General features: G+C 52.6%; 36 protein-coding genes. 14 read left to right on the top strand and 22 right to left on the bottom strand.

Going from position 1 to position 26643, the window contains the following annotated elements:
• Positions 1–26: 26 nt before the first annotated feature.
• The 3 genes from PSSD_RS28370 (at position 27) to dgcQ (ending at position 2307) form a co-directional block, all read left to right on the top strand.
• Entirely contained in the window at positions 27–161 is a 135-nt protein-coding gene (locus tag PSSD_RS28370; protein WP_255253243.1) for a hypothetical protein, read from the top strand.
• 181 nt (positions 162–342) lie between these two features.
• A complete protein-coding gene (locus PSSD_RS14715) occupies positions 343–522 on the top strand; it encodes a YodC family protein (RefSeq protein ID WP_039327770.1) in 180 nt (59 codons plus the stop codon).
• A 132-nt stretch (positions 523–654) separates the two neighbouring features.
• Positions 655–2307, top strand: coding sequence for a cellulose biosynthesis regulator diguanylate cyclase DgcQ (dgcQ, locus tag PSSD_RS14710; RefSeq protein ID WP_058972727.1), 1653 nt, complete (start codon positions 655–657; stop codon positions 2305–2307).
• Here the strand turns inward: dgcQ and PSSD_RS14705 are convergent.
• The 3 genes from PSSD_RS14705 to yodD form a co-directional block, all read right to left on the bottom strand.
• Positions 2304–3524 (bottom strand): glycosyltransferase family protein, encoded by a 1221-nt coding sequence (locus tag PSSD_RS14705; RefSeq protein WP_039327766.1) that lies wholly within the window; start codon positions 3522–3524, stop codon positions 2304–2306. The genes dgcQ and PSSD_RS14705 overlap by 4 nt on opposite strands.
• A 23-nt stretch (positions 3525–3547) precedes the next feature.
• Positions 3548–4345 carry a mannosyl-3-phosphoglycerate phosphatase-related protein gene (locus PSSD_RS14700; RefSeq protein WP_058972726.1) on the bottom strand — a complete coding sequence of 266 codons (798 nt, stop codon included), beginning with the start codon at positions 4343–4345 and terminating at the stop codon, positions 3548–3550.
• A gap of 350 nt (positions 4346–4695) precedes the next feature.
• The gene (gene yodD, locus PSSD_RS14695; protein ID WP_039327762.1) at positions 4696–4929 is read right to left on the bottom strand and encodes a YodD family peroxide/acid resistance protein; all 234 of its coding nucleotides are present in this window, start codon (positions 4927–4929) and stop codon (positions 4696–4698) included.
• 318 nt (positions 4930–5247) lie between these two features.
• Between yodD and PSSD_RS26220 the strand changes: the two genes are divergently transcribed.
• Entirely contained in the window at positions 5248–5406 is a 159-nt protein-coding gene (locus tag PSSD_RS26220; RefSeq protein WP_034824466.1) for a YqaE/Pmp3 family membrane protein, read from the top strand.
• Positions 5407–5473: 67 nt separating this feature from the next.
• On the top strand, positions 5474–5668 hold the full coding sequence (gene dsrB, locus PSSD_RS14690; RefSeq protein ID WP_058972725.1) for a protein DsrB: 195 nt from the start codon (positions 5474–5476) through the stop codon (positions 5666–5668).
• Positions 5669–5803: 135 nt separating this feature from the next.
• On the opposite strand, the gene PSSD_RS14685 is transcribed toward dsrB, so the two are convergent.
• From PSSD_RS14685 to fliF, 15 genes are all read right to left on the bottom strand, one after another.
• Complete coding sequence (locus tag PSSD_RS14685; RefSeq protein ID WP_058972724.1) at positions 5804–7510, bottom strand: methyl-accepting chemotaxis protein; 1707 nt, start codon at positions 7508–7510, stop codon at positions 5804–5806.
• Between the two features lie 164 nt (positions 7511–7674).
• Positions 7675–8310 (bottom strand): transcriptional regulator RcsA, encoded by a 636-nt coding sequence (gene rcsA / locus PSSD_RS14680; protein ID WP_039327754.1) that lies wholly within the window; start codon positions 8308–8310, stop codon positions 7675–7677.
• Between the two features lie 627 nt (positions 8311–8937).
• Complete coding sequence (gene fliR / locus PSSD_RS14675) at positions 8938–9726, bottom strand: flagellar biosynthetic protein FliR (protein WP_058972723.1); 789 nt, start codon at positions 9724–9726, stop codon at positions 8938–8940.
• On the bottom strand, positions 9726–9995 hold the full coding sequence (gene fliQ / locus PSSD_RS14670; protein WP_039327751.1) for a flagellar biosynthesis protein FliQ: 270 nt from the start codon (positions 9993–9995) through the stop codon (positions 9726–9728). The genes fliR and fliQ overlap by 1 nt, the downstream gene beginning before the upstream one ends.
• A 9-nt stretch (positions 9996–10004) precedes the next feature.
• A complete protein-coding gene (gene fliP / locus PSSD_RS14665) occupies positions 10005–10736 on the bottom strand; it encodes a flagellar type III secretion system pore protein FliP (protein WP_039327781.1) in 732 nt (243 codons plus the stop codon).
• Positions 10736–11131, bottom strand: coding sequence for a flagellar biosynthetic protein FliO (gene fliO, locus PSSD_RS14660; RefSeq protein ID WP_058972722.1), 396 nt, complete (start codon positions 11129–11131; stop codon positions 10736–10738). The genes fliP and fliO overlap by 1 nt, the downstream gene beginning before the upstream one ends.
• A gap of 2 nt (positions 11132–11133) precedes the next feature.
• Entirely contained in the window at positions 11134–11541 is a 408-nt protein-coding gene (fliN, locus tag PSSD_RS14655; protein ID WP_039327747.1) for a flagellar motor switch protein FliN, read from the bottom strand.
• Positions 11534–12541 carry a flagellar motor switch protein FliM gene (gene fliM / locus PSSD_RS14650; RefSeq protein WP_039327744.1) on the bottom strand — a complete coding sequence of 336 codons (1008 nt, stop codon included), beginning with the start codon at positions 12539–12541 and terminating at the stop codon, positions 11534–11536. Before fliM ends, fliN begins: the two co-directional genes overlap by 8 nt.
• A 4-nt stretch (positions 12542–12545) precedes the next feature.
• Positions 12546–13031, bottom strand: coding sequence for a flagellar basal body-associated protein FliL (gene fliL / locus PSSD_RS14645; protein WP_058972721.1), 486 nt, complete (start codon positions 13029–13031; stop codon positions 12546–12548).
• 130 nt (positions 13032–13161) lie between these two features.
• Positions 13162–14442, bottom strand: a complete 1281-nt coding sequence (locus PSSD_RS14640; RefSeq protein WP_058972720.1) for a flagellar hook-length control protein FliK — start codon at positions 14440–14442, stop codon at positions 13162–13164.
• Positions 14439–14882, bottom strand: a complete 444-nt coding sequence (gene fliJ, locus PSSD_RS14635; protein WP_039327738.1) for a flagellar export protein FliJ — start codon at positions 14880–14882, stop codon at positions 14439–14441. The genes PSSD_RS14640 and fliJ overlap by 4 nt, the downstream gene beginning before the upstream one ends.
• 23 nt (positions 14883–14905) lie before the next feature.
• Complete coding sequence (gene fliI / locus PSSD_RS14630) at positions 14906–16270, bottom strand: flagellar protein export ATPase FliI (protein WP_039327737.1); 1365 nt, start codon at positions 16268–16270, stop codon at positions 14906–14908.
• On the bottom strand, positions 16270–16971 hold the full coding sequence (gene fliH, locus PSSD_RS14625; RefSeq protein WP_058972719.1) for a flagellar assembly protein FliH: 702 nt from the start codon (positions 16969–16971) through the stop codon (positions 16270–16272). The genes fliI and fliH overlap by 1 nt, the downstream gene beginning before the upstream one ends.
• On the bottom strand, positions 16964–17956 hold the full coding sequence (gene fliG, locus PSSD_RS14620) for a flagellar motor switch protein FliG (RefSeq protein WP_058972718.1): 993 nt from the start codon (positions 17954–17956) through the stop codon (positions 16964–16966). The genes fliH and fliG overlap by 8 nt, the downstream gene beginning before the upstream one ends.
• A complete protein-coding gene (gene fliF / locus PSSD_RS14615; RefSeq protein ID WP_058972717.1) occupies positions 17953–19674 on the bottom strand; it encodes a flagellar basal-body MS-ring/collar protein FliF in 1722 nt (573 codons plus the stop codon). The genes fliG and fliF overlap by 4 nt, the downstream gene beginning before the upstream one ends.
• Before the next feature lie 359 nt (positions 19675–20033).
• Here fliF and fliE point away from each other — a divergent pair, with 359 nt between their 5' ends.
• Positions 20034–20345, top strand: coding sequence for a flagellar hook-basal body complex protein FliE (gene fliE, locus PSSD_RS14610; protein WP_039331746.1), 312 nt, complete (start codon positions 20034–20036; stop codon positions 20343–20345).
• Positions 20346–20520: 175 nt separating this feature from the next.
• Positions 20521–20703 carry a hypothetical protein gene (locus tag PSSD_RS14605; RefSeq protein ID WP_039331747.1) on the top strand — a complete coding sequence of 61 codons (183 nt, stop codon included), beginning with the start codon at positions 20521–20523 and terminating at the stop codon, positions 20701–20703.
• Between the two features lie 46 nt (positions 20704–20749).
• Here PSSD_RS14605 and PSSD_RS14600 read toward each other — a convergent pair whose 3' ends face one another.
• Entirely contained in the window at positions 20750–21961 is a 1212-nt protein-coding gene (locus PSSD_RS14600) for a diguanylate phosphodiesterase (RefSeq protein WP_058972716.1), read from the bottom strand.
• Positions 21962–22207: 246 nt separating this feature from the next.
• On the opposite strand from PSSD_RS14600, the gene PSSD_RS14595 reads away from it, so the two are divergent.
• Positions 22208–22456, top strand: a complete 249-nt coding sequence (locus PSSD_RS14595) for a hypothetical protein (protein WP_058972715.1) — start codon at positions 22208–22210, stop codon at positions 22454–22456.
• 35 nt (positions 22457–22491) lie between these two features.
• Here PSSD_RS14595 and PSSD_RS14590 read toward each other — a convergent pair whose 3' ends face one another.
• Positions 22492–23160, bottom strand: coding sequence for a S24 family peptidase (locus PSSD_RS14590; protein WP_058972714.1), 669 nt, complete (start codon positions 23158–23160; stop codon positions 22492–22494).
• A 144-nt stretch (positions 23161–23304) separates the two neighbouring features.
• On the opposite strand from PSSD_RS14590, the gene PSSD_RS14585 reads away from it, so the two are divergent.
• From PSSD_RS14585 to PSSD_RS14570, 4 genes are all read left to right on the top strand, one after another.
• Positions 23305–23694: a hypothetical protein gene (locus tag PSSD_RS14585; RefSeq protein ID WP_034824400.1), complete on the top strand. Its 390-nt coding sequence runs from the start codon at positions 23305–23307 to the stop codon at positions 23692–23694.
• Positions 23675–24004: a hypothetical protein gene (locus PSSD_RS14580; protein ID WP_058972713.1), complete on the top strand. Its 330-nt coding sequence runs from the start codon at positions 23675–23677 to the stop codon at positions 24002–24004. Before PSSD_RS14585 ends, PSSD_RS14580 begins: the two co-directional genes overlap by 20 nt.
• Before the next feature lie 82 nt (positions 24005–24086).
• Positions 24087–24380, top strand: a complete 294-nt coding sequence (locus tag PSSD_RS14575) for a hypothetical protein (RefSeq protein ID WP_153011442.1) — start codon at positions 24087–24089, stop codon at positions 24378–24380.
• 130 nt (positions 24381–24510) lie between these two features.
• The gene (locus tag PSSD_RS14570; RefSeq protein ID WP_039331758.1) at positions 24511–24777 is read left to right on the top strand and encodes a hypothetical protein; all 267 of its coding nucleotides are present in this window, start codon (positions 24511–24513) and stop codon (positions 24775–24777) included.
• A gap of 20 nt (positions 24778–24797) precedes the next feature.
• Here the strand turns inward: PSSD_RS14570 and PSSD_RS14565 are convergent, their stop codons facing one another.
• A complete protein-coding gene (locus PSSD_RS14565; RefSeq protein ID WP_058972711.1) occupies positions 24798–25037 on the bottom strand; it encodes a DinI-like family protein in 240 nt (79 codons plus the stop codon).
• 170 nt (positions 25038–25207) lie between these two features.
• Between PSSD_RS14565 and iraP the strand changes: the two genes are divergently transcribed.
• Positions 25208–25501, top strand: coding sequence for an anti-adapter protein IraP (gene iraP, locus PSSD_RS14560; RefSeq protein WP_039331764.1), 294 nt, complete (start codon positions 25208–25210; stop codon positions 25499–25501).
• A 197-nt stretch (positions 25502–25698) separates the two neighbouring features.
• Here iraP and PSSD_RS14555 read toward each other — a convergent pair whose 3' ends face one another.
• Complete coding sequence (locus PSSD_RS14555) at positions 25699–26022, bottom strand: DUF6388 family protein (RefSeq protein ID WP_058972710.1); 324 nt, start codon at positions 26020–26022, stop codon at positions 25699–25701.
• Positions 26023–26170: 148 nt separating this feature from the next.
• Between PSSD_RS14555 and yedD the strand changes: the two genes are divergently transcribed.
• Complete coding sequence (gene yedD / locus PSSD_RS14550) at positions 26171–26638, top strand: lipoprotein YedD (RefSeq protein ID WP_058972709.1); 468 nt, start codon at positions 26171–26173, stop codon at positions 26636–26638.
• Positions 26639–26643: the final 5 nt, after the last annotated feature.

Here is a 26643-nt window from a genome sequence, read left to right as displayed (position 1 = left end):
ATTTCTAATCACGGGTCAGGAGAACGATGATGAACGACGATATGTTTGAATTTGATATCGATGCGCAACTGGAGCAGGCTGAAGCCAAAGCGGCGGAAAAAGCCAATGAAGTTCCAGCAGATATCAGCGATGAAGCTGATTGCGAAGGCTGCAAAATTTGATTTTCCCACCCGGGAAACTGCTTCAAAGCCGATAATAATTTTTATCGGCTTTTTTTATAAACAACATTTTTAACTGCTTATTCCGAATTCGTCACAGTAATAGCAATATCCTATAGGCAAAAACCCTGTGCAGCTGCTATACCTAATTTCGTTCATTCAACGGAAAAAGGGAGGGCGCGGTATGACCTTTGCGATCAGTGACGAAGTTCAGCAGAAAGAGGGCGGACCCACGATGGTGGTGACCGGCTATGCCAGCGGAATGGTAGAGTGTCGTTGGTATGATGGCTACAGTGTGCGTCGTGAGGCGTTCCGCAGTGACGAACTGAGTCACCTGTCGACCGCGCAGCAGCTGGCCAGCTGAACGCATTCGGGACGGCAACCACCGTCCCGTTGCGTTTTTAGCTATTTGATTTTCCTTTGATCCCTGCCTGTACGCTTCCTTATCACCTGACTACACTTTTGGCATTCGACTTCTTTCGGAGCATGGTTGCTGATGCCAAACTCGCCCCTCCCACCGCGAGCGAAAAATCCGTTTTTACCGGTGCATCTCTGCTTTTTAGCGGTATTTATATTTTCAGCGTTCCTCACGGCGCATGAAGCGGTTGAGCTTAAAAACAACTATGAAGAGCGCCAACGCGCGCAGCTCGCTGATTTTCAAAAAAGCCTCGACAGTCAGTTTCAGGAAAGCCTCGATGAACTGATGTACTACCAGAAAATGCTGACCTATGCGTTAACCCATCCGTTGGACTCTGATCACGGACGAGAAGCATCACAACGTTTTCAGCAATTGCGTCAACAGCACACCTGGCAGTTGCGGATCGCCAGCCCGCGTAGCATGCCATTGAATGGGATGAGTGACAGTTGGATACAGCAAGACCCTCTGTTACAACGCGATAGCGAGCACATTGCTCAGGAGCTCCGCGCTGCGCTGGAGTTCAGCTTTATTATGCAATTTGGCGATCCGGAACAGGACTTCCACTCACGCTTTTGGTACACCTCGCGCGCGGGTTTCTTTATCAGTTCCCGGCCACCGCAAAGCCCGCAGGAGCTTGAAGAAACCTATGCCACGATGGTGAAACGGCCTTATTTCCGCGAGTTGGACCCGCGCAATCCGCAGCATTCACGCCTGCGCTGGACCGAAGCCTACCAAGGGCTATTCAATGAAGGACTGATGATCACGGTGAGTGCGCCTGTCGTCAGCGGGGACTATTGGTACGGCGTTCTCTCAATGGATTTCACTCAACAGCGCATTCACGCGTTATTAAACGAGGCGCGGCAAAGTTACTTACAGGGCAAGTTGCTTATCGTCGACCGCAGTATGCATGAAATCACCCGGCTTTCGGCCCTGCATGACAAGCCCTTAACGGATGAACAACAAGCACGGCTTGAACAGCAGATGCGATTGCATCCCGCGGGCATCATGCGCTTAGGGACGCAATTTACCAGCTGGAGCAAACTGACTAACGTCGACGCTTATCTGGTCAACATTCAGAGCCTGAAACAGGGCATAGCGCAGCCTCTGGGACGCGTTGCACTCTTCCTGTTTGGCACCTGGCTGTTATTTGTCGTGTTGCTGCTGGTTTCACATCAGGTGATTGTTCGTCTGGTGCGGCGCATGGACGATCTCTCCTCCAAACTCACCTGGCGCGCCAATTATGATGGCATGACGCGCCTGCTCAATCGCAATGCCTTCTTCGAGCAGTTTGTGGCCCTGGCAGCACACAACAAACAGCAGCAAACACCGATGGCGGTGATACAGCTGGATGTTGATCACTTCAAAAACGTCAATGACACCTGGGGTCATGCGGCAGGTGATCAGGCGCTGATTCGCGTTGCGGGCGTCATTAGCCATACGCTGCGCAAATATGACATTGCCGGGCGCATTGGCGGTGAGGAGTTCTGTATCGTGTTGCCGGAAACCACCCTGGAGGATGCCAGCGCGGTGGCAGAGCGCATCCGTACGCGCTTAGCCGCCAAAACGATACTGGTGAACTGTAATTCGACGTTTAGCGTGACACTGTCGGCGGGGGTTACCAGCAGTGAAGAGCAGGGCGATTATCACGCAGAGAGTCTGCAAGCGACCGCCGATCGTCGCCTGTATCAGGCTAAAACCAGCGGCCGTAATCGCGTGTGTGCGGAAGGTTAGACTTTGCCGTCGTTGTCCTCTTCCACCGCCTGATAGATACGTTGCAGGATGTCAGGAAACGCGGATTGCACCCGACTCCAGCTGGGGATAAATGGCTTCTCGTTAGGACGTTCGATAAAGGACTGTCCGGCATCAAGGATGGCCTGAGTGAACATTTCAACGGCAGCTTCTTCGATGTGTTGGTCAAACTTGAGGCCATTCATCGTCGCTTCGTGATTATAAATCTCCATCATGTCCAGCGCGTTGCGGTAGTAGGTGGCTTTGAGCACGCGGAACGAGTCACTGGTCAGTGGCACGCCCATGGTGGCGAGTTTACGCAGCAGTGATTGTACAATGTCATTGCTCATCCGTTTCAAACCGCCGGTGCCATCCTCTTCGGCCAGCGGCTGGTGCTTATGATCGTAGTTATCCGCAATCTCCACCTGACAGGTCTGACGCGTGGTGTAATTGCGGTAGATCTCCGATAGCACGCCAATCTCCAGCCCCCAGTCACCGGGTATTTTTATGCCATTCAGCACGTGAGTGCGCATAGCAAATTCACCGGAAAGCGGATAGCGGAAGCTGGTGAGGTAATCCAGATATTCGGAATGGCCATACACCTTTTGCAGCGATCGCAACAGCGGGCCGACCAGCAGGCGGCCGACGCGGCCATTGAGTTTTCCATCTGCCACGCGCGCATAAAACCCTTTGCAAAACTCATACTGGAAAGCGGGGTTGGCAAGCGGATAGAGCAGGCGGGCGAGCATGCCGCGTTCATAGGTGACGATGTCGCAATCGTGCAGCGCCACGCACTGCGTACGATCCGAGGCCAGCGTGTAGCCAGTGCAGAACCACACGTTACGCCCTTTGCCCGGCTGACTGGGAGATAACCCTTCTTTATCCAATTCCGCGTCCAGTGCTTTAAGGCGCGGGCCGTCATTCCATAATATGCGATGCCGTTGCGGCAGCCGCGAGAAGAACTCGCGAGCAAAGAGAAACTGCTCACGATCGGCCCGATCCAAACCAATGACGATTTCATCCAGATAGGGCACTTTGGCCAGTTCGCTGACGATATTATCCAGTGCCGGCCCTTCTAACTCGGAAAACAGCGAAGGTAAAATCAGCCCCATTTTGCGTTTACGGGCAAAACGCACCATCTCTTTTTCCAGCGATTCAACGCTGCGGTGGGTGAGATTATGAAAGTTAGTAATGACACCATTTTGGTAAAAATCACTCATCGTCTCATCCTTAGGTCAGGCGGTTAATCGGGTTGCGCCAGAAAGTAATCCAGCCCTTCACGCCAGCCCATTGGGCCGACATGCGCGGTGTGATAAACGTGTTGATGATCTTCGCGCTGGAGTCTTACCGGGGTCTTGCTGAAGCCTTTAATCACCACGGCATAATCAACCTGATCCAGCATCGGTACATCGTTAGGGCCATCGCCTAATCCGATGGTGATGCGGGTGCGTGCTTCCTGTTGCGCCAGATGCTGCTGCAATTGGGTGAGTGCCACACCTTTGCCACTGCCGGCTGGCATCACATGCCAGAATCGACCTCCCTGCGTCAGCGCTAAGTGGTGTTCCGCCAATGCGGCGCGAAAGTCATCTAACTTATCGCCATCATCCCGCCACAGCACCACTTCTGAGGCATCACGCAGCCGACTTTGGCTGGCTTCGGTGAGTGTCAAACCGGTGAAGCGAGCGACTTCGGCATCGCTGAAATCATGAAAGCCGGTGAAGCGGAAGTCGGATTGCAGTTTACGCAGCGTCTGGCACAACTGCAGATAGGGTTCGCCCGGTTCATCCGCGAGGCGCTGTTCGCCATTGAGCGCAATGCGGGCACCATTTTCGGCAATAAAAGGGGAACCGCTGAGACCGAGGCGTTTCTGCAAAGGAATAATTTCAGCCGCCGTTTTGCTGGAACAAATCACCACGGGGATAGCATGTTGTTTCAGGCGTGTCAGCCACTCACTGGCGGCATCCCAGTTGTAATCATGATGGTCCAGCAGCGAGCCATCGAGGTCGGTCACTATCATTAAGGACGAATCGAGTCTGAGCATCGTTACACTCCTTACGCCAGGCGCATCCATAAAGCAGAGAGCAATCAGTATAATAGCGTAATCGGGATCACACTTTTTCGCGGGTAAGTTCCAGGATAAATCTTAAATCGTCATACGTACTACGCGGTTCGTGCGTGATTTGTGCACGTGAAAAACACAGTGAGCACAGAGTGTTTTCGGTAACATACGGGGAAGCTAATGCATTTTTGTTCGATTTACACGCAAAATTGGGACTTGTCTTGTGTTGACTAAAGCGTAACCTCAATCGGGTGTTAAGAATTCCCTGGTGTAACGAATTTTCTGATTAACTTTACCCGGCGCCCCCGCCGGGTATTTTTTTGAAATCGATTTCAGCGATTCACTTCGGTGATGGAGAAGTCACGGATGTCGAGTTCGAAGGCTTCTGCCAGTTCGGTGTAGGAGTCGTAGGCTTCACCATTCACCTTCACCCGATGCGCATGTTCCGCTTCCATGAACTCTTTAACCTCGCCTGAGGTTTTCTTCTGAATCGCTTCCAGCAATGCTTCTACATCGATATTCACTTCACGCTGCACGTTGTCGCTGTACTCTTTCGCGGTCGTCATAGTGGGCCTCCCAGAGGCGATGAGATTCAGGTTAAGTATAGACAACGCAGGGACGTGGGCGGGAAGGGCAGATTTCGGGCAAAAAAAAGCCCGCGCTGCGCGGGCAAAAATCCTTGTTACTTTTAGGTTGACTGCGCCTTTGGGGTTGGTGCAGTGAGGAGAAGTGTACGAGCAGGCCGCGTCAGAAGTCTCTCTGCTAAACGTTAAGAAAGTGAAAAGTCAGGTTTTGACAGATCTTTACCCGAGTCAAACCCCATTTCTGTTATCAGTGTCTATGCTTAACCTTGAACGATTATTTTTCATTATCAGGGAGTTAGTATGGATTTTATTCGAATTGTGATTGCGATTTTGTTGCCGCCACTGGGGGTGTTTCTACAAGTGGGTTTCGGCGGTGCTTTCTGGCTGAATATTTTGCTGACGCTGTGCGGATATATTCCCGGCATCGTGCATGCGGTGTGGGTTATCGCACGACGCTGATCGCGATCAGGCAGCGGGCTTTTTCTTCCGTTACACTGTGTGCAGGACAATTTCAGGAGAGCAGTAAATGAAGGTCAATGACCGGGTAACGGTAAAAACCGATGGCGGCCCACGTCGTGTCGGCACAGTGTTGGCGGTGGAAGGCTTTAATGAAGGCGTGATGTATCTGGTGGCGTTAGAAGATTACCCGCTGGGGATTTGGTTCTTTAATGAGAGCGACCATGCCGAAGGCGTGTTTGTCGAGCCTTACGAAGGAGCGTGATGAACGGCTGATCACCTAACCAAATGCCAGTGCTCATGAATGCGCACCCTACGATAATCGCACACGATCGTCGTAGGGTTGCCATTCATGGCGACCGAAAGACGCTTAACGGGCAAGCATGGCGCTCCGGATCATTTAAAACGTTTCCCAGTTATCATTGCTGTTCGGTGCAGCCAGTGCCGGGCGCGGTGCCAGCATCGGGGCTTTTAATGCCGGTGCTGAAGGCGCTGCCATCCGTGATGCTGGCGCATCGTTTAAACGGAATGCGGCGACGGCCTGGGTCAGACGGCCAGCTTGATCTTCCAGCGATGCCGCCGCTGAAGAGGCTTCTTCAACCAACGAGGCGTTCTGCTGTGTCACGTTATCCATCTCGGTGACCGCCAGGCTCACCTGCTGAATACCTCGGCTCTGCTCGTCGGATGCCGCAGCAATTTCCGACATAATATCGGTCACGCGACGCACCGCTTCGACAATCTCACTCATCGTTGAGCCCGCTTCACCCACCTGATGAGAACCGTTGGTAATCAGATCTACCGACTCCGCAATCAGCGATTCAATCTCTTTGGCTGCCTGCGCACTGCGCTGTGCCAGATTGCGCACTTCACTGGCCACCACAGCGAATCCACGGCCTTGTTCGCCAGCGCGTGCGGCTTCAACGGCGGCATTCAGCGCCAGAATATTGGTCTGGAAGGCAATGCTATTAATCACATTGGTGATTTCAGCAATCTTCTTCGAACTGCCAGAGATATTGTTCATGGTTTTCACTACACCATTCACCAACTCCCCACCGCTGCGCGCTTTCCCTGAAGCGTCCGCTGCCAGTTGGCTGGCATGATGCGCGTTCTCGGCGTTCTGCTTCACGGTTGCGGTGAGCTGCTCCATGCTGGCCGCCGTCTGCTCCAGCGCGGAAGCTTGCTCCTCGGTGCGTGATGACAGATCGGTGTTGCCCGCAGAGATCTCACTCGACCCCTGATAAATCGCCACGGCGCCTTCACGTACAGTTCCCACAGTGCGGACCAGCGCCGCCTGCATCAGTTGCAAATTGTGCAGCAGGCTACCGATTTCACTGCGGCCGTAGGGTTGCTCTGGCGCGGTCAGATCGCCTTGGGCAATGCGCCCAATACGTTCTACAGACTGCTTAAGCGGGTTGATCACGACACGACGCAGGAAAACAAAGGTCAGAAGCACCAGAACCAGCGCGGCGGCAAAGGCGACGGCCATAGCAATAAAGCCTACGCGTGACTGGTGGGCTGCTTCGGCATTAATCGCTTCCGCGCGGTCTGTACGGATCTTGATGGCTTTCAGCAACACGGCGTTATAGGCATCATCCAGCTTACGGGTGACATCGGTTTCTTGCGCGACGATCCCCTCAAAGCTGCCTTGCTTAGCCGATTCAATCATCGGCTTCAGCCCCTTATCGATATAGTCGTTAAAACTGGCGGTCAGTGGTGCGTCCAGTGCCAAATCCTCTGGCGTCTTGGACTTGCGATCCATATAAGTTTTGAACCCTTCGCGCGCCTGCTTAATGCGAGTTTCTGTCCGCGCCAGATCGGCACGATAGCCATCCATCTCACCAATACGCGCAGCCGCACCAGATTGCAGAACATTTAAACGTGCGGTTCGCAGGTGGTTTGAGCTGTTAGAAATGCCCATCCGAATTTGAATTTCATCGGTGGCATCATTGAGGGAATTATTACTCTGAATAAGAAAGTAGCTGGCGAGGCCGATACACAGGGCGAAAAGTAGCAGAATGCCACCAAAGATCATGCTGAAAAGAGGCATCAGGCGCAGGTTCTGCCAGATGCTGAGCTTATATTGCTCATCAATCGATGCTGTTTTCATATCCTTGCTCTCATTTTGGGTAGGTGTTCTGAGAACTAGCATCGGCAATAAACGACAAAGGCTTAGGTGGGGAAATGCGATCTGGCTCGCAAAACACAGCAAAACGACAGAGGGCCAATCTGCGGATTGGCCCTCTGTCTGCTACGGATATTAACCCTTAGGGACTATCGTACGTTGACATAAATCCCGGAGGTCACATTATCGGTCAGACGCACCACATGATAAATAACCTGTTTATTATGTGTCTTAATTTTGCGTTTAATATTACCTTTATGTGACGATACCGTTTTGGCTTTAATTTGCATCTTGTCGGAAATTTGAATGGTGTCGTGTCCTGACATCCACATTTTCAGCATGTTCGATTCAGTCTGACTTAATGTCAGTGGGTGAATATCGAGGCCAGCGGAAATACGCGGCGCAACGCTGAGTTTCTTTTGCAGGTAGGTGCCTAATAATGAATCCAGAGTCGATGTTTTTATCGATTTTGATGTAATAATCAGGTTCTTACGAACGTAGAGGTATTCCTCAAAATGGATATTCGAGATGGCCATGAAAATAAAAAATAGCGTATCAGGATGCTGCATAATAATGGCACGAATACGATCGCTGGAATCGGATTCGTGAATGAAGCATTCTTCGTTAATAAACACGACACCCGGTTTTAATTGTTCACATCTTTGTTGCAATTGTTCGATATCAGAGACCGGAGTAATGTTTTTCTTTTTAACTCCTTTGGCCGACATATAGTCTGATAATCCCAGGCGTGTGTAGTTACATGAATCCATAATAATCGTTGGCATTATAGCGACCCTCACCAATTTGTTATCCGTTTAAATCAACGATGAATACGCGTTTGCGGTACGAGAGAGATTTCCAAAGACACTTTTTTATTCTGCTCGGCAGACTGGCGAAATGTATCCGTGCGCCATCATGACTCTTCCCTGAACCCTTCTGCGAAGTTTTTTGTGTTACTTCAACGTCACTCTTGTCCCCGCGATAGTGGGAATCGCCGGGAGTTTGCATTAAGTGTGTAATTCGCTCTGTTTTTGAGAGCCCTGTCACTATCGCGCAAGTCACAGACAAATCTGATAGGACAATTCTTAAAAACATTTGAATCGCGAAAGTGTGACGTTTCAGCGAGTGTTGACAATGCCGTAAAAAAGGGATTTAGACAAGAAAAATCGCTGTAAAATTTTTTTGTTTAAAAACAGCCCTTTGAGCATTTTTTCAACCAATTCACAAGGTTTTCCACCTTAGGAATCGTCTGACTAAAATACGCGAAGCGCGGTTTAATAAGAATAATTTTCACCTGAAATGCGCATTTATCAGAATAACCTCAGTTGATTTCTGAGAAATATGGTTCGAAAAATACACAGATTGATTTTGAATACTTAACTATCGCATAAGATTCGCTACAGAATCGTTAATTAGCGCGGACGGGAGAGTTCTGACACAAACTGCGCGAGTAAATCAAAGACTTCGCCGAAAAGATGTTCGCAGAAGGGGGCAAGCAGCGGCATCATCATCCCCAGGCTGAGGATCCCCACCGTTAAGGTAATTGGGAAGCCAATGGCGAAAACCGACAGCTGTGGTGAAACACGGTTTAACAAACCTAGTGCCATGTTTAGCGTGAGCAACAGAACTATTAAGGGTAGCGCTAACATCATGCCGTTAAGGAAAATTAACCCGGCGGACTTCACCAGCGCCATAAATGCATTGGCGTTGAGAGGTTGATCGTTAATCGGCAGGGTATGAAAACTGTCCACCAGCAGCGAAATCAGCCACAAGTGTCCGTTGAATGTTAAAAACAGCAGCATCGCCAGCATATCGAGAAAGCGTGCCAGCACCGGCATATTTAAGCGGCTGCCAGGATCGAAGAAGGTCGCGAAGGACAAACCCATCTGCAAACCCACCACTTCACCTGCCATGCGCACCGCGGCGAACGCCAGTTGCATGGTCAGGCCAATGCCGACACCAATCAGCAGCTGTTGCAGCAGGATCCAGAACCCGGCAGGGGTAAAGAGGGTGACTTCAACAGGCGGCAGCACCGGGATAATGATCCAGGTGATGAGCACCGCAAGGCCAATTTTGACGCGTTTAGGAATCGACTTTTCGCTCAGCACCGGCGCACTGGCGAACAGCGCCAACAGACGTACCATCGGCCAGAAAAATTGCGCGACCCAATGGATCAGTTGGCTGCTGTCGAGATTAATCATTAGCCAATGATATACGGCAGGTTGGTGAACAGATTACGCATGTAATCCAACACCAGATTAAGCATCCACGGACCGGCGATCACTGCTGTAGCGGCAACGGCAAGGATTTTCGGGATAAAGGAGAGCGTCTGTTCGTTCACCTGCGTCGCCGCCTGCAACAAACTGATGATCAAGCCGCTGACAAGCGCCGCCAGCAGCAGTGGCGCTGCAAGCATCAACGCGATGCGCATCGCTTCCTGGCCAATTTGCATTACCGATTCGGGTGTCATGCTGTGCTCCTACGAGTAGAAACTTTGTGCGAGGGAACCGACCAGCAGTTGCCAGCCATCAACCAGTACAAACAGCATCAGCTTGAACGGCAGGGAGATGGTCGCCGGAGGCACCATCATCATCCCGAGCGCCATTAACACGCTGGCGACCACCAGGTCGATGATCAGGAAAGGAATAAACACCGTGAAACCAATTTGGAAAGCGGTTTTCAGTTCGCTGGTAACGTAAGCCGGCAGCAAAATGCGCATCGGTACCGCTTCTGGCCCTTCAATCGGGGCGGTATTCGCGAGGCGGGCAAACAGGGCTAAATCTGCTTCACGCGTCTGACGCAGCATAAATTCGCGCAGCGGTTGCGCGCCTTTATCAATCGCCACGTCCATGCTGATTTTATCCTGACTGAACGGCAAATAGGCGTCGGAATAAATCTTGTCGAAGGTCGGCGCCATAATAAAGAAGGTTAAAAACAGCGCGAGGCCGAGCAGAACCTGGTTTGGCGGTGCAGACGGGGTGCCTAAGGCGTTACGCAGCAGGCCGAAAACAATAATGATGCGAGTAAAACTGGTCATCATCAGCAACACGGCGGGAATAAACGTCAGCGAAGTGATGAAGACCAGCGTTTGTACCGGCAACGACCAGCTCTGACCGCCATTGGCCAGCGGTTGGCTCACTAAACCTGGCAGTTGCGCATGGGCAACCGGTGCCAGCAACAGCAGCGGCAGAAGGGGAAGCAATCGACGCATCATTGGGGTTTTCCGGGACGTATAACCAGGTTCTGAAACAGCTGACGAAAATCCTGCGGTGCAACGCTGTTGCTGGCCAACTCTTCTGGCGGCACAGGTGGCAATGAGTGCAGATGGGTAATTTGCTGAGCAGTGACACCTAATACCAAACGCGCATCGGCCGTGTCCACAATCACCACTCGCTCTTGACGACCAACCTGCACACTGGCGCTGATTTTCAGCGCCTGGGTGTTGACGGTTTTAGGCGCAAAACCGAGGCGTTTAGCTAACCAACCGCAGGCCAGGATCAGCAGGACAATCACCGCCAGTACGCTACTGACTTGTCCAATCACCGAACCGGTAGAGACCACGGGCTGGCTGTGGACAGGCTGGCCGATTTGCGCGTTCTTCAACATGCTTAACGGCTCAGACGACGCATACGTTCGGAAGGGGTGATGATATCGGTGATGCGCACGCCATATTTGTCGTTCACCACCACCACTTCACCCTGGGCAATCAGATAACCGTTGATCAGAATATCCAGCGGCTCACCCGCCAGACCATCCAGTGCCACCACAGAACCCTGCGTCAGGCGCAGCAGCTCTTTGATGGTCATCTTAGTGCGGCCCAGTTCTACCGTGAGTTTGACCGGGATATCCATGATCAGATCGATATCCTGCAGCGAGCCACTGGCACCGTTGCTGTCGAAAGACTTGAACACGTTCTCCGTTGGGTCCGGGGCGCTGGTAGTAGCCTGTTCGTTCATTGCTTCAGCCCACAGGTCGTCCGCAGAAATATCATCGGACGGTTTTTTGCTGTCACTCATCGGGCTGTTCCTCGTTCAGCGAATTCAAAATCGGGTTAATCAGATGTTCTACACGCAGCGCGTACTGACCGTTCATGGTGCCGTATTGGCTGGTCAGTACAGGTACGCCATCGACGTGTGCGATGATGCGGTCCGGCTTCTCAATGGGCAGGACGTCACCGGGTTTCAGTTGCAAAATGCGTGACAGGCGCAGCGATGTCTCGGCGAAGTGGGCAATCAACTCCAGCTCTGAGTGCTGTACCTGTTTCACCAGATTGTCGCGCCAATGGGTATCTTCCTGACGCGAGTTTTCTAATGGCGGATTGACCAGCAGCTCGCGCAGCGGCTCAATCATGGAAAACGGAATGCAGATATTAAATTCACCCACCAGGTTACCAATCTCGACCTGGAACGGGGTGTTGACCACGATGTCGTTCGGTGAAGTGGTGATGTTGGTGAACTTCACCTGCATTTCAGAACGGACATACTCAACGTCTAACGGATAAATCGCTTTCCAGGCATCGCTGTAACCATCCAGCGCCAGCTTTAACATGCGACGGATAACACGTTGCTCGGTATGGGTAAATTCACGGCCTTCCACTTTGGTCGGGAAACGGCCATCACCGCCGAACAGGTTATCCACGGCGATGAATACCAGACTCGGTGAGAACACCACCAGCGCGGTGCCGCGCAGCGGTTTCAGGTGGATCAGGTTCAGGTTGGTTGGCACCGGCAGATTACGGGCGAACTCATGGTATGGCTGAATCTTGATCGCGCCGACACTAATATCCGGGCTACGGCGCAGTAAGTTAAACAGCGCCATACGAAAATGACGGGCAAAGCGCTCGTTAATGATTTCCAGCGCCTGCAGGCGCTCGCGCACCACGCGACGCTGGGTATTGGGATCATAGGGACGGATATCACCCTCGGTCCCTTTGGAACTGTTCTCTACTTCCGCGCTGTCACTGTCGCCATTAAGCAGCGCGTCAATCTCAGCCTGGGAGAGAATGCTATCGCCCATTAAATCACCTCAAAATGAAGGCGGTAAACAGCACATCACTGACGACCTGAGGCGGTTGAGTTTTTACCAGCGGTGGCGCTAATACCTGTTTGATCTGCTCAACCAGGGCCTGTTTGCCTTGTTCCGTTGCAAGCTGCGCGGCATTTTGACGCGAGAGCAACAACAGCAAACGGCTGCGCACTTCAGGCAGGTAATCATTCAACCGACGACGGGTATCCTCATCCGGCAGACGCAGGGTAAAGCCTACGTACAATACGCGGTCGGGATCGTTGTCAGGATTGACCAGGTTAACCGTAAACGTATCCATTGCAAAAAATACAGGGGCGGCCGGTGGCTCTACTTTCGCCGCTTCCGGTTTGTCATCCCCGTGTTTATTCATCATTCGCCAGACTGCATAGCCTGCCACGCTGCAAGCGGCCAGCGTTACAATCAGTAACACTGGTATTAGTAGTGAACGTTTGCGGCCTTTAGCTTTCGCGTTATCAGACATGTTTGCAGTTACTTCCTGTGAATTATGGGCAAGCCTTTCGGCTCACCTGGACAGATTATCCCGCGTCTTAAGTCAAACAATGGGAAGAAAAGACGCGGGTTTTACGCTTACCTTCAGCGTTTAGCCGCTGTCAGGCAAAGATATCGACAGCGCCGTTGCCGGTCGCGCGTGCCTGAAGGGCTGCCGGGACGGCAATAGGCGTTATCTCGTTTTCACTGTCCTGGGAGAGGGTAAAGCTGCCGTGCTGGCCATCACGACGACCTTCCTGCTGGCCCTGATAATTCTGGCTCTGTGCGAAGGCGTCGCTGCTGACGTTACTCTGTCCCAGGTTTATTCCGCTCTCCGCCAGCGCATTTCGCAGCTGAGGGAGAGCCGCTTCCAGCGCGGCCCTCACTTGGCTGTGGCTGGAAACCATACTTAACTGTGCCTGATCCTTATCAAGGGTCAGGTTGATCTGGATAGCACCCAGATCTTCCGGATGTAAGCGCAGTTCGGCATTTTGCTGACCGTTACGACTAAACATCACAATTTGCTGGCTAAGTGCCTGCTGCCACTCGTTGCTGCCGAGTTGGGCATTGAGCATCGGCGTCGACGGAGTGGTACTGGTCGTCGCCGTGCTATTGGTCAGTGTGCTACTGCTGCTGACCGGGGCGCTGGTTAATGCTGTCACCGTATCGCTGCCGCTTTGACTGTCACGGCGTTCTTCCGGTTTACTCAAGGCACTCAGTACTTGCTTAAAACTCTCGTCCAGTGTCAGCGTTGCGTTGCTGGCACTGGCCGTGGTGCTGGCAGTAGAGGCGCTGGTACTGGTCTGCGCCGCGCTGGCATCACTCTTCAATTCACTCAGCACCGTGCTGGATTTCTTTGGCGCGCTGCTGTCTGTTGAAGCCGGTTCATCCTTTAGTGCGCTTTGTAGCGTACGACTTAACAATGCACTGTTTAGCGTAGACCCTGCATCTGCTGATGTCTTATCAGTGCTGGCCCTGATCGCGCTTTGGCTGCTGCGGTCTTCTACTGCTGCCGGTAACATGGCAAATAACGCCTGCACATTCTGTAAGTCGCTGGCACTTAACGAACTTGCTTCAGTCTTGTCTTTATCATCGGCTGATTTCAGCGCGGCTTTAGTGTTTTCCGGCTGTAAAAGTGCGTTTAACGCTTCTGGTTTGTCCAGTGCCTGCAATAATGCGCTTAGTGACGCTTTTGTGACGTCTTTTTCATCGACTTCTGCTGCTATATCAGTCGATTGCGTGTTAACACCTTGTTGCTTAGCCAGCGTTAATAAGCGGTTACCCAGCTCGGTGACAAACCCTTGTGGCAGGGTGTCGGTGTTTTGCAGAACATCCGTCGAAACTGAACTGTCTGCGTTTCCCAAATTAGAGGTTTGCGTAACCACAGTTGGCAGCGTAATCATTCCCCTCTCCTCATTGCGGCCCGTTGGGCAAATTCATCCATCCGTTTCTGATCGAGACGGTTTTCTTGTTGTAATGCTTTTTCAGCCGCGCGGGTGATCAGCGTTTGATAAGCATTCAGTCGCTTATGTTTTTCACGCCAGTTACTTAATGCCTGATCAAGGCGCTGATTCCACTGGTTAAGCTGCTGCCGATGCTGTTCAATCGCTTTTTCCAGCGTCTGAATAAACTGGTGATAGTTGGTCCAGCGGGTGCTGGCGATGCCACCCGACATATCGGCGTTGAGTTTGTTGCGGTACTCGTCCTGATAGTCGAGCAGCATGCTGAGTTGTTCATCTGCCTGCTGTACGCCACGGCGCATATCGCCTAAATGAATCACGGCCTGTTCCAGATCCTGCTCCGCAAGGTCGCGCAGCTTATCGATAGCATTGGCAGTTTTCATGGCTTACCTCGTTTAAGCGGGCGCTAACCGAACATGGCTTGCAGATGCAGACTGGCATCGTCATAGTCGCTGCGCTCGAAAATACCTTGTTGCAGAAACGCTTCCATTTCAGGGTAAAGCTTGATGGCTCTATCCAGCATCGGATCGCTGCCTGCGGCATATGCACCGACGCTCACCAGATCGCGGTTACGCTGGAAACTGGAGAGCAACTGTTTGAACTGGCGCACGCGCGCGTAATGGGTCTCATCAATCAGCGCGGTCATCGCACGGCTGATGGAGGCTTCAATATCAATCGCCGGATAGTGACCGGCTTCTGCCAGACGGCGCGACAGCACAATATGGCCGTCAAGAATGGCGCGCGCGGAGTCGGCAATCGGGTCTTGCTGATCGTCGCCTTCGGTCAGTACGGTATAGAAGGCGGTAATCGAACCGCCGCCGTGGGTGCCGTTACCGGCACGTTCCACCAGCGCCGGAAGCTTCGCAAACACCGAAGGCGGATAGCCTTTGGTGGCGGGCGGCTCACCGATGGCGAGGGCGATTTCACGCTGTGCCATGGCGTAGCGGGTGAGGGAGTCCATGATCAACAAGACGTGCTGGCCGCGATCGCGAAAATCTTCTGCGATACGCGTGGCGTAGGCGGCCCCCTGCATTCGCAGCAATGGCGAAACGTCCGCAGGCGCGGCGATCACTACCGAGCGTGCACGACCTTCAGCACCGAGGATATTCTCAATAAACTCTTTAACTTCACGACCACGCTCACCGATCAGGCCCACCACAATCACATCGGCTTTGGTGTAACGTGCCATCATGCCCAGCAGCACCGATTTCCCGACGCCGGAACCGGCAAACAGGCCCATACGCTGACCACGACCGACGGTCAGCAGGGCGTTAATCGCGCGTACGCCGGTGTCGAGGACATCTTCGATAGGCGTGCGTTGTAATGGGTTGAAAGGGGCGGTGATCAGCGGAGCGCGATAGCCGGTATCCGGCGCGGGTAAGCCATCGAGCGGCTTGCCACTGCCATCCAGCACGCGGCCTAACAACTCTGGACCGAGCATCAATTGTTTGCCGCTGTGTCCACTTTCGCCATTAACCCGCGCATACACGCGTGCGCCTGGCAAGATGCCGTCCACTTCTTCCAGCGGCATCATCAGCAATTTCTGACCGTTAAAACCTACGACTTCACTTTCGACTTCAGAGATAGTGTTGCCGTCGTGACGTTCAATAATGCAGGTTGCACCCAACGGCAGTTGCAGCCCGGTGGCTTCAAGCACTAAGCCGGTGGCACGGGTCAGACGACCGTAACGACGCACCGTCTGCACTTGTGAAATGCGATCTTCGAAGGCATCGAGTGCCCCAAGCCAGCGAGAAAGGCGCGACGAAGTCATTACAGTGTCCCCGGCGCGGCCAGGCGGCACAGTTCTTGCCAGCGTGTGGCCACGCTGGCATCGAGATCGCCGTCTTCGGCACTGAGCTTACAGCCGCCAGGATGCAGGGAATTGTCAGCCAGTAATTTCCAGCCGTGCAGATCCAGCGTCGGGCCCAGAGTCTGTTCAATGCGTTGCAAATCATCCGGGTGCACGCGCAGCTGCGGTTTGCCACTGAACATTGGTTCTTGTTGAATCAGTTGCTGTATCTGACGCAGTAGGGCGGTGCCGTCTACCTGGGTGGCCTGGCCAATCACGGTTCGTGCCGCTTCCAGCGCCAGCTGCATCAGGCGTGATGCAATTACGCTATCGAGCGCTTCCAGCGTGTGGTGGAACTCGCTGACTAACTGCTGCATACGCGCTTGCAAAGGCGCTTGCTGCTGTTGGGCATCGGCCAAACCTTGTTGAAAACCCGCGTCGTAACCGTTCTGCTGCGACTCGGCAAACCCTTTTTGATAGCCTTCGCTGTAGCCCTGCGTCTGCGCGTCTTTGCGCATCTGCTGCTGCATGCGCTCCAGCATTTGCTGCTGTTCAACTTCAGCACTGACTTCAAACTCTTCAGCGGGCGTTTCCAGCTGCGGTTCGACTTCGACTTTGAATGCGCTGCCTAAATCATCAGGCTGCCAGCGCTGCCACGCACGGGCGGAAAAGGCATCAGACATAGGTTTCCTCGCCACCACCAATTACCATCTCGCCAGATTCGGCCAGGCGGCGTACCACCAGCAGAATCGCTTTCTGTTCGTTTTCCACCGCCGACATACGTACCGGGCCACGGTTGGCCAGATCGTCGCGCAGGATATCGGCCGCACGTGCCGACATGTTTTTGAGGAATTTCTCGCGCAGTGGTTGCTCTGCACCTTTCAGGGCGATCAGCAACTGCTCGGACTCCACTTCCTGCAGCAAACGCTGGATGCTGCGGTCGTCCACTTCCACCAGGTTTTCGAACAGGAACATCTCGTCGATGATTTTCTGCGCCAGCTCGCCATCGAAGTCGCGTACCGCTTCGATAACCGCTTCTTCCTGCTGAGTTTTCATCAGGTTGATAATCTCTGCCGCCGTTCTCACGCCGCCCATCTTCGCGCGCTTGAGGTTGGTACCATCCAGCAGACCGTTGAGCACCTCGGTCAGTTCTGCCAGCGCCGCTGGCTGGACACCGCCAAAGGTGGCGATACGCAACATCACATCGTGACGCAGACGCTCGTCGAACAGCGCCAGGATATCTGCCGCCTGACCCCGTTTGAGGTGGACCAGGATGGTGGCGATAATCTGCGGGTGCTCGTCGCGAATAAGGTCGGCGGCCGCTTGCGGTTCCATAAAGTTGAGCGTTTCCATGCCGCTGGTGGTCTCGTTCTTTTCGAGAATATCTTCCAGCAGGCTGGAGGCACGCTCTTCGCCCAAGGCTTTAACCAGCACGGAGCGCAGGTACTCATTGGAGTTGAGACTGAGCGCGGCAAACTGTTCGGCATCGGTCTCAAACTGGCGCAGCACTTCGGTCAGCTGTTTATGTGAGACCTGCTTCATGTTGGCCATGGCCGCACTGAGATGCTGAACTTCACGCTGGTTGAGGTGTTTGAACACCTCCGCCGCGCGCTCTTCGCCAATGGTCATCATCAGGATGGCGCTTTTTTCTGTACCGGTCAGACTCATAGTTCATTACCCATCCATTCACGGATAACCAGCGCCACGACGCGCGGATCGTTCTCAGACATATCGCGGATGCGCTGGCTCATCACCTCGGCGCTCATGCGGTTATTCGACTTACGTTCTTGCTCCAGCTCGTCTTTGCTGAGCTGCACGCTGAAAGCTTCTTCTTCTTCCATGGCCACAGCACGGGCTGCCAGCGCTTCGGCGGCGGCTTTCTCCTGCTCTTTCTTACGCATCAACTGTGGACGAACCAGTTTGCGATACAGGATGAAGGCAACCAGCGCCACCAGCAGCCAGCGACCGCCACTCATCAACATGTCGAAGAAGGCCTGCGTCTGCCAGAACGGCAGGTCACCGCCGGTTGGCTCAGTGGTGTTGAACTGCGAGTTCACCACATTCACGCTGTCGCCACGGTTCTGCGAATAGCCCATCGCTTCACGAGTCAGGTCTTCAATCTGTTTGATCTGTTGGTCGTTCAGCGCAACCGCTTTGCCTTTACCGTCATCGCGATAGTTGACCACCACCGCGACCGACAGACGCTGCACGTCACCCACGTTCACTTTGGTATGGCGGATGGTGCGGTCCAGCTCATAGTTCACCGTGTCGTTACGGCTTGAACTGCTTGGGCCGCTGCTCTGTGCGGTGCTGGTGGTGGTGCCGTTGTTCGCCGCATTGTTCTGACCATTAGCATTCTGGCCGTTGGCGTTGTTCTGCTGCTGCGGGTTATTAACCGGTGCCGTATTGGCCGGTGCAGGCTGATTAGACAGCGCACCCGGTACGCCGCCTGGATAGGGGCTGCCGTTCTGTTGACTGGTATTGGTCTGACGTGAACGAATCGCCGTGCTGTCTGGATTGGCGTTCGGCTGGTACTTCTCGTCGGTTTGTTCGCTGCGGTCAAAGTTAATCTGCGCGGTTACCTGCGCATGCACATTGCCCTGGCCAACAATCGGATTCAGGATCGCTTCAATACGTTGCTGATAGCGCGCTTCAACTTCAGACGCGTATTTCAACTGCGCGTCATTCAGGTCACGACCTTCACTGTCTGAACGGGTCAGCAGACGGCCTGCCTGATCCACCACGGTGACGTTGCCCGGTGGCAGACCGGCAACACTGCTCGAAACCAGGTGCTGAATAGCCTGAATCTGCCCTTCATCTAATGCGCGACCCGGTTGCAGGTTCAGGGTAACGGAGGCAGAAGGGGCTTTCTGCTCGCGCACGAACAGAGTCGGTTTGGGCATGGCCAGATGCACACGGGCGCTCTTTACCGGACCGAGCGTTTCCATGGTGCGCGCCAGTTCACCTTCCAGCGCGCGCTGGTAGTTGATTTGCTCGCTGAACTGGCTGATGCCGAACTTCTCTTTGTCCATCAGCTCAAAGCCAACGGAGCCGCCTTTCGGCAGCCCCTGTTGCGCCAGACGCAGACGCAGTTCATGCACCTTATCGGCGGGCACCATCAAGGCACCGCCGTTCTCGGCGAACTGGTAAGGAATGTTCATTTGCGTCAACTGCGTGACAATTGCGCCACCATCTTCATCAGAGAGGTTGTTATAAAGGACGCGATAGTCCGGCGCTTTTGCCCACAGCACCAACGCAAAAACCACTGCGATAGCGGCAGCGGCGGCAACAATTAAGGGAATGCGCGGATTCGCGCGCAGACGGGCGAGAAGGTCACTGAAGCCTTTCTTTGCGGTATCTTGTGTGGCGGCTGCACTCGCATTCATGACCGTTTCCTGCCTGACATAATTGACCGGGTTAGTTGTGATAACAAAACAGACTCCCTGACTTTCCTCTTCACATATCGCATTGCAACTGCGTTGGCTTCTCGTGCTAACCCCGGTCACTTACTGATGTAAGCTCCCGGGGATGCGCCCGCTTACCGCCTTGTTGCAATGCGAACTGTTTTGAGGAAGACATAAAAATGAACTTCCAATCTTATGCCTGGCATTATTTGATGAATCGGGTCACTTCGATGGCTGGATAAGCCGTGGTTTTTACGTTTATTTAGCGCCTTTGTCCTATTGACACTGTGTTAACTTTTCCAGCGTGAAAATGTGAACCCTTCTTCAATGAGGAACAGGCAATGTCGATTCAGGCAATTGATGGTGTGTTGCAGCAACTGCAGTTAACGTCGCTGCAGGCCAGCGGCAAGCAGGCCGAGTCAACCAGTCAGGTAGATTTCGGTGCGACCATGAAAGCAGCGCTGGATAAAATCAGCGATACGCAAAATGCGGCACGCACCCAGGCGCAAGATTTTGAAATGGGTAAACCCGGCATTCAGTTAAATGATGTGATGGTCGATCTGCAAAAGTCCTCTATCTCAATGCAGATGGGGATTCAGGTACGTAACAAACTGGTGTCTGCGTATACCGACATCATGAATATGCAGGTGTAGCGGCATAGCTTGAAAGGCATTGCGTGCGGTGTGAATTGTCGTTTGTCTTGATGCTGGAAATAAGCGAAGCGCTAATTAAAACAACCACTTACTGATCATTTCTGTCATCTGTGTGTTAGTATGCCGTCGTTGATAAATGCCTGCTCTAAGGGGCAGCGACAAGAAGCGTGCATAGATGAAAGAAGGTTATTACTGGGTTAGAGATAAAGATAACCCGCCAGAGGTGTGGCGTTATATTAGGCAGTTTGGCTGGTATCGTCCCTGTGTTGCAGTGCCGATTACCCTCAGCTCTTTTAAGCTGATGAACTATCAAGTTATCAGCGATCGATTATTACCACCGGGCTTTACGCCGCTTTAAATGAAAAACCGCCCAAAGTCAGGCGGTTTTTGTCTGTTGGACAGCGTTATTTAATTTCGGGCCAGGCCACTGCTGGGAATCCGTTCAACAACGGGCGCGCAAACAGATATCCCTGGAACTGGCTGATACCGGCCGCCTCCAGCCACATCCACTCTTCGGCTTTTTCCACACCCTCGGCAATCACCGCAATTTCCAGCGAAGAGCAGCATTTGATAATGGCGTGCACGATGGCCTGCTTCGGCCCACTTTTGTGCACGTCACTGATGATCTCGCGGTCGATCTTGATTTTGTCGGGCTGGAATTTGGATAACAGTGACAGACCGGCAAACCCTGAGCCGAAATCGTCTAACGCCAGACTGATGCCGGCGGCTTTAAGTTTTCTGACTTGGGCGGAAAACTCATCGGTTCGGGAGATGATCTCATTCTCCGTCACTTCAACAATCACCTGCTGCGGGATTAAGCCATTAGCAGCGATCTCAGCCAGTAAAAACTCAACCGCATTCGGCACCTTGACCAACGACATCGGCAGCAGGTTAATCGAGATGCGCTGCTCGCCTATACCCAAGGCTTGCGCCACGCTAAAGACCAGGCGTTTACTCTGGATATCGGCATGGTAAATCGCCTCATTATCATAGGCCGCAAAGTACTCTTCCGGCGATCCGCCCGTCGGTGTGCGAATCAGGGCCTCATAAGAGGTAACGCGACGGGAAAAGGGATCAAGAATCGGTTGGAAGGCGAACTGGCAATCCATCGTGGTATCAACGCTGTGACTGAGCAGCCTCGCGTTGGTTTCGTCAGTGGCAAAATCCCAGGTGTTTGCTGCCGGGATTTCAAAATAATGGTCCCGGTCGCGCGCCTCCAGAAAGGTACGCAAAAACTGAATGGCGCGGTCTTTATAGGTCAATGAATAGCGATAGGTGGTTTTATCCAGAATCGCTTGTAGCGCGTCCGCTTTGTCGTGTTCACGCAGGTCGAACAGTTCCATACCCACATTGCCAAAGCGGCGAGCGGGGGCGACATCTTGCATTAGGGTCACAAGATTGTGGTGGCGGCTATCAATGCCAATGCGGTGATAAATCTCTTTAACCGCTGCATCTGGACCTTCCAGCAGCTGGAAAAAGTGCAGTCCATCGAAGAGTAAAATCCCTGTAACACCACAAAGCTGATTGCTGTCGTTAGCCTTGTTAACCATCTCCTGAATCATATTAATGGGAACATGATTATGGAGATGGCTGCGGTAAAGGATGGTGGTGAGCATAAATGGTTTCGTACGATCTTGTTATTGTGTGCCCTACATTAGCAGGCTTAGCACCCGGTATGTCTACTAATAACGGGGCGGACAGTAAACTTTTTTTAAAATAACTGGTTAACCGAAGCGGTTGGCAACAGGAGTCAAGTCGAATTGTTAATGAAGCGCACTGGTATAGTGATATCGATAAATAAATTCGATTGAATGGATAAATAAAAAGCGTATCTTAGCCCTCGTTAACCAGAGGTGAGCATAATGTTACGCGACCATTTAAAGATTGATGATAGCGATCGTTTAGTTGAGCAGAGCGTCTTAAGACTCAACACCCGCGGTCAGGAAGATGTCACCGAATGGTGCATTGTTGGCGCAGACGGCAAGCACAAAGGCAGCGTCGCGCTGTTTGATAAACTCAGCACCCGCCGATCTTATTGCGTCAGTTATCGAATTACACAGAAGGATGTGCACGGGAGGGTTGTCGTCGATCATCTGACCGACGTTTTGTAATATTTGCCGTAGTTTTCTCCACCTTGGCCCGCTTATTAGCGGGTTTTTTGCATGAGATGATCAGCGCGATAACGACGCATTTCCATCAATGTTCCAATCAATTGCATGCTGTTCTCCGATGATGTCAACACAGGAAAATCTTCGTTTATCGGTCGCAACGAGAAAATTTTTTCGTCATGACGCTGAGATAACAGTCGGAAAACGCGAACCTGCGCTACACCATTGACCTCTGCGAGCACCACATCACCAGGTTGTGGTGCGACGGTGGGATCAAAAATCAACGTATCACCCTGCCGATAGTCGGGTTGCATGGAACCATCTTCTAACATCACGGCCAGCGACTGTTCGCTGAGTAGGATATCGCTGTAGAGAAAGCGTGTGGCCTGCTGTTGCATCGCCAACCGTTGCTCATGCATCCACAGCGCCGCTTGCGTCAAACTTATTAATGGCAGCGGGGTGAGGTGGCTTATCGCCAGCGGTGCGCTGAACACATCACCCTCGCCATCCATGATCCATGCCGCAGTGCATTGCAGCCATTCTGCCAGCCGCAACAGGTTCTCGCCGCGCGGCACGGTTTCCTCTTTTTCCCATTGCGAAACCGCAACATGTGACACGCCAACACCGTTGGCCAAAGCCTGCTGCGTCAATTTCAGCGCCTTACGGCGACTGCGAATTCGCTCACCCACACATTCTTTTTTCATCATCTTGACAACTCCCGGAAGGTTTACTTAAGTATACTTAAATTCATTAATTAAAGTAAACTTAAATTCAGGCGTTGGCTGCGCACCTGGCAAGGGTAGTCAACGTGCTTCTGGGGCGGACTCCTTGCCAGTGTTGAGAGGTGAGGCATGGAAAGTAGTTTGGTGACCAGCGTCGGTGCGTTGCTTCTCGGCGGCGGCGCGGCAGCTGTGTTCTGGAAACCGTTAATGGCTGGCATTGCAGCTATCGTCACCAGCAATCGCGCCGGCGGCGAGATCATCACCAGCTACAAAGAGCAGGTGATGCTTCTCAAGGAGAGCCACGCGCTGATGCGCCAGGAGAATGATGATCTGCGTATTCGCCACGATAAAAATCTCCGGCGTATCTCTTCGCTGGAAACCGATTTGCGGCTCATCAAGAACGCGCTGGGCATTTTGCTGGCGACTACGGAATCGGACCACAGTGACAAATTCCGTAGCCAAATCAATCAACTGATTACCACCCTTGAGGAGAGTCGCGATGGTGCAGATAAACAGTGAATTTTCAGTCAGAGGTCATCGGCGTCAGCTGCTGTTGGGGGGATTACTGCTGGTGCTGTCACTGGTGTGTGTGGCGATGACCATCATGTTTGTTTTCGTCAATAACAGTGCCAACCGCCGGGTGGAGGACATTCGCCAGCAGTACCGGGCTATTTCTGATCGACGCGAAGCGCGGGTAGCCGAACTGACCAGCCAGTTGGTGGCGCTGCAGAAAAAACTCGATGGCTTGCCGGACCGCACGGCAAACAAAACGGCAGACAAAGTTAAGCAGGTTGTTACCGAAGACGCGCCACCAGAATCCACGCGTTAAGGAGGCCATGATGAGTATTACCGAGCAGATCGCAACCCGTCTTCATCAGTTGCGGTCTTTATTCAGCAAGAAGGAGAAAGTTATGAGCGACCAAACTGTTATTGAACCGACCACCGTCACGGATGCCAGCACAGTGTCACCGCTGGAGAGTTTTGCTAATGAGATCGCGGCGCCCGCCGCGAGCAGTACGCAAGCAGCGGAGGTTGCTGCACCTTCGGCCACCGCCAGTCCAGCCGCTGTCTCTGCCGTGAGCGAAGATGTAAGTGCCAGTGTGAAAGACTTCACGCAGGCATTTAACTTTGTCGAGCAGGGCGTGGAGAAACTGGGGGCAGCCGCCAAGGATGAGTTGATAGCGTTAGCACGGAAGTATCTGTAACTATAAGGGCGGTCATTTGGCCGCCCGATTTAACCTTCCGATTATTCCTAAGGCAGTCTCGATATTTTCTACTAACTTTAATCATTCAGACGTTATTTAAACGGGCTTATCAAGCAAAAAGGAAGACACCATGAGTGATACAGAGACTGTCAAAACTAAAACCGACTACCTGCGTGATGTCACCTCACAGCTTAAAGAGATGCGTCACTACGCGCAGACCAATACCGAGACGCTTTCCAGCCACTGGTTAGCCTTCGATGCAGGCGAGTACAAGGATAAAGAGTATGCGGGACGTTTCGACACGCTGCTCAATAAGCAGGGAAAACTGCTGGATGACATTGAGCAGGCGATTCAGGATTTAGAGATCACCATCAATCACAGCGAACAAGAAAGCTAAGTTCCCTTCGCGCGGGTGGCCTATTCGGCCACCAGCCACATATCTGCTTCATCGAACATCTCTTCGACAATACGCGCTACCGTGGCTTTGTCGTTCTTACTCAAATCGGTATCAATTCCATTACGCTCCATCGGCTTGACGCGCACCTCAACCTCGGGAAATACACGTTGCACGCGCTTCTCCAGCTCCTGCAAAATCATTTCGCGTGCGCCTGGCAAACCGGCCACGTTGCGTTTGTCGTAAATCAGTTCCACAAACATTAGGGCATTCCATTCTTCAAAAGGGTGCGCCATATTACTGTAAATAAAAACAGTAGCAAGTCATCAACACTTGTCGGCTGGAAATTTTTTCTTTCTGGCAAGCGATGCACGGGATTTGCGCTGATACTCAACAGCGTTACACAGGGAAATGGACTCATTGGGAGGTAGACATGCGGCAACTGGTGATCGATATTTTGCTGAAAATGGCAAAAATGGATACGGAAGCAAAAGAGTTGGTGGCGCAGGTTGAAGCGCAATCATTACTGATCGCGGCCTTGCTGATTCATGCGAAGCAGGATAATAGCTTAACCATTAGCGATACCGTTCAGGATGCGATTGTGACGGCTTCCCGCAGCGGGCATGAGTTTTTGCAGTCGGATGTGGATCTGCTGCTCACCCACATTAATCGTCTGTTGGCGGTGGCGAGCTATGTTGAGGTGAAGGGTATTGAGCGCGAGGAGTAGGGGAAAAAATACTACCTCTGGAGGGGAAATCCAGCAACTCCTCCAGAGGCGGTGCAACAGCACCTTCGTTCAAGGACAATCTACGACCTAAGCCGTCAGAGTTAAGTTATACAACTTTGATCAGCTTGTACAACTTTTTCCTTGGTCATTTGTGTGGTTGGAGGTGTATCTGAGACGCCTATTTAGTACCGCTCCGCTTAGAGCTCGTTCTTAATACAGAACTCTTCCCACGTCATTCCCAGCGATTCCGCATGAGATTTTAAATAGGTTTCAATGGCTTCTGCGGCAACGGCCTTATCGGGTTCGGCCAGTTGAATCGAAAACAGCATCCCGTCCAGTTTCTTTTGGCGCATGAACGCCGCGTAAATACGCTCGGCATGCCATTCACGCAGTTGACGTAAAGACAAGTTAGCCGCACGCGCATCACTTTCGGTTAATTCATCCAGTGCGGCCTGGAAATCGGCATGCGCAGCAAAAAACATGGTGCGGGCTTGGGCGTAATACTCTTCTGGGGTTTTCATTCGGAATTCCTGCTGATCATCTTGCGTGCTAGTGTAACGTGCGCCGGGAACATTGTCAGGAACCACCGGGTTTTAATGAAGATTCCTTGCGTAACTTACGCGAAAAATTATAACGTACCGGGCATTGACGCGAGTGTAGGAATCGATAATGAAAAAGTGGATGGTACTGGCCGCATTGGCATTGAGCGGATGTGCGCAAATCACCAGTTATGAAGGGGCAGTAAAAACCCCGGCACCGCAGGAGTTGCAAGGTAACTGGCAGACCGTCGGGCCACAAAGCAAGCTTATCAGTGATCAAGCTATCGGCAGCCTGATTATCGGTGCGCAGGGCGATACGCTGGATTGCCGCCAGTGGCAGCGCGTGATTGCCAAGCCGGGTAAATTAACTCGCCTGGGCGATGACTGGGTCAACGTGACGCGTCAGGTGCGCGTGATGCCGATTACGCTGCAGAACGGTGAGCTGCGTTATGACGGCTTGCGGATGCGTAAGGTCGATCGTCCAACCGTAGAGTGCCAGCAGGCCTTAGAAGAGGTGGCGAAACGCCCCAATGAATCGGTGATTCAGAATATTCAGCCGCAAATTATGGAGCCGGTGTCGGTGCCTGCGCAGAAGTAGTTTTC

Origin of the sequence: Type-D symbiont of Plautia stali, assembly GCF_001485335.1 — a bacterium.
Lineage (GTDB): Bacteria > Pseudomonadota > Gammaproteobacteria > Enterobacterales > Enterobacteriaceae > Pantoea > Pantoea vagans_C.
Note: the sequence above shows the minus strand (reverse complement) of the source record. Positions and strands in the feature narration are given on the sequence as shown.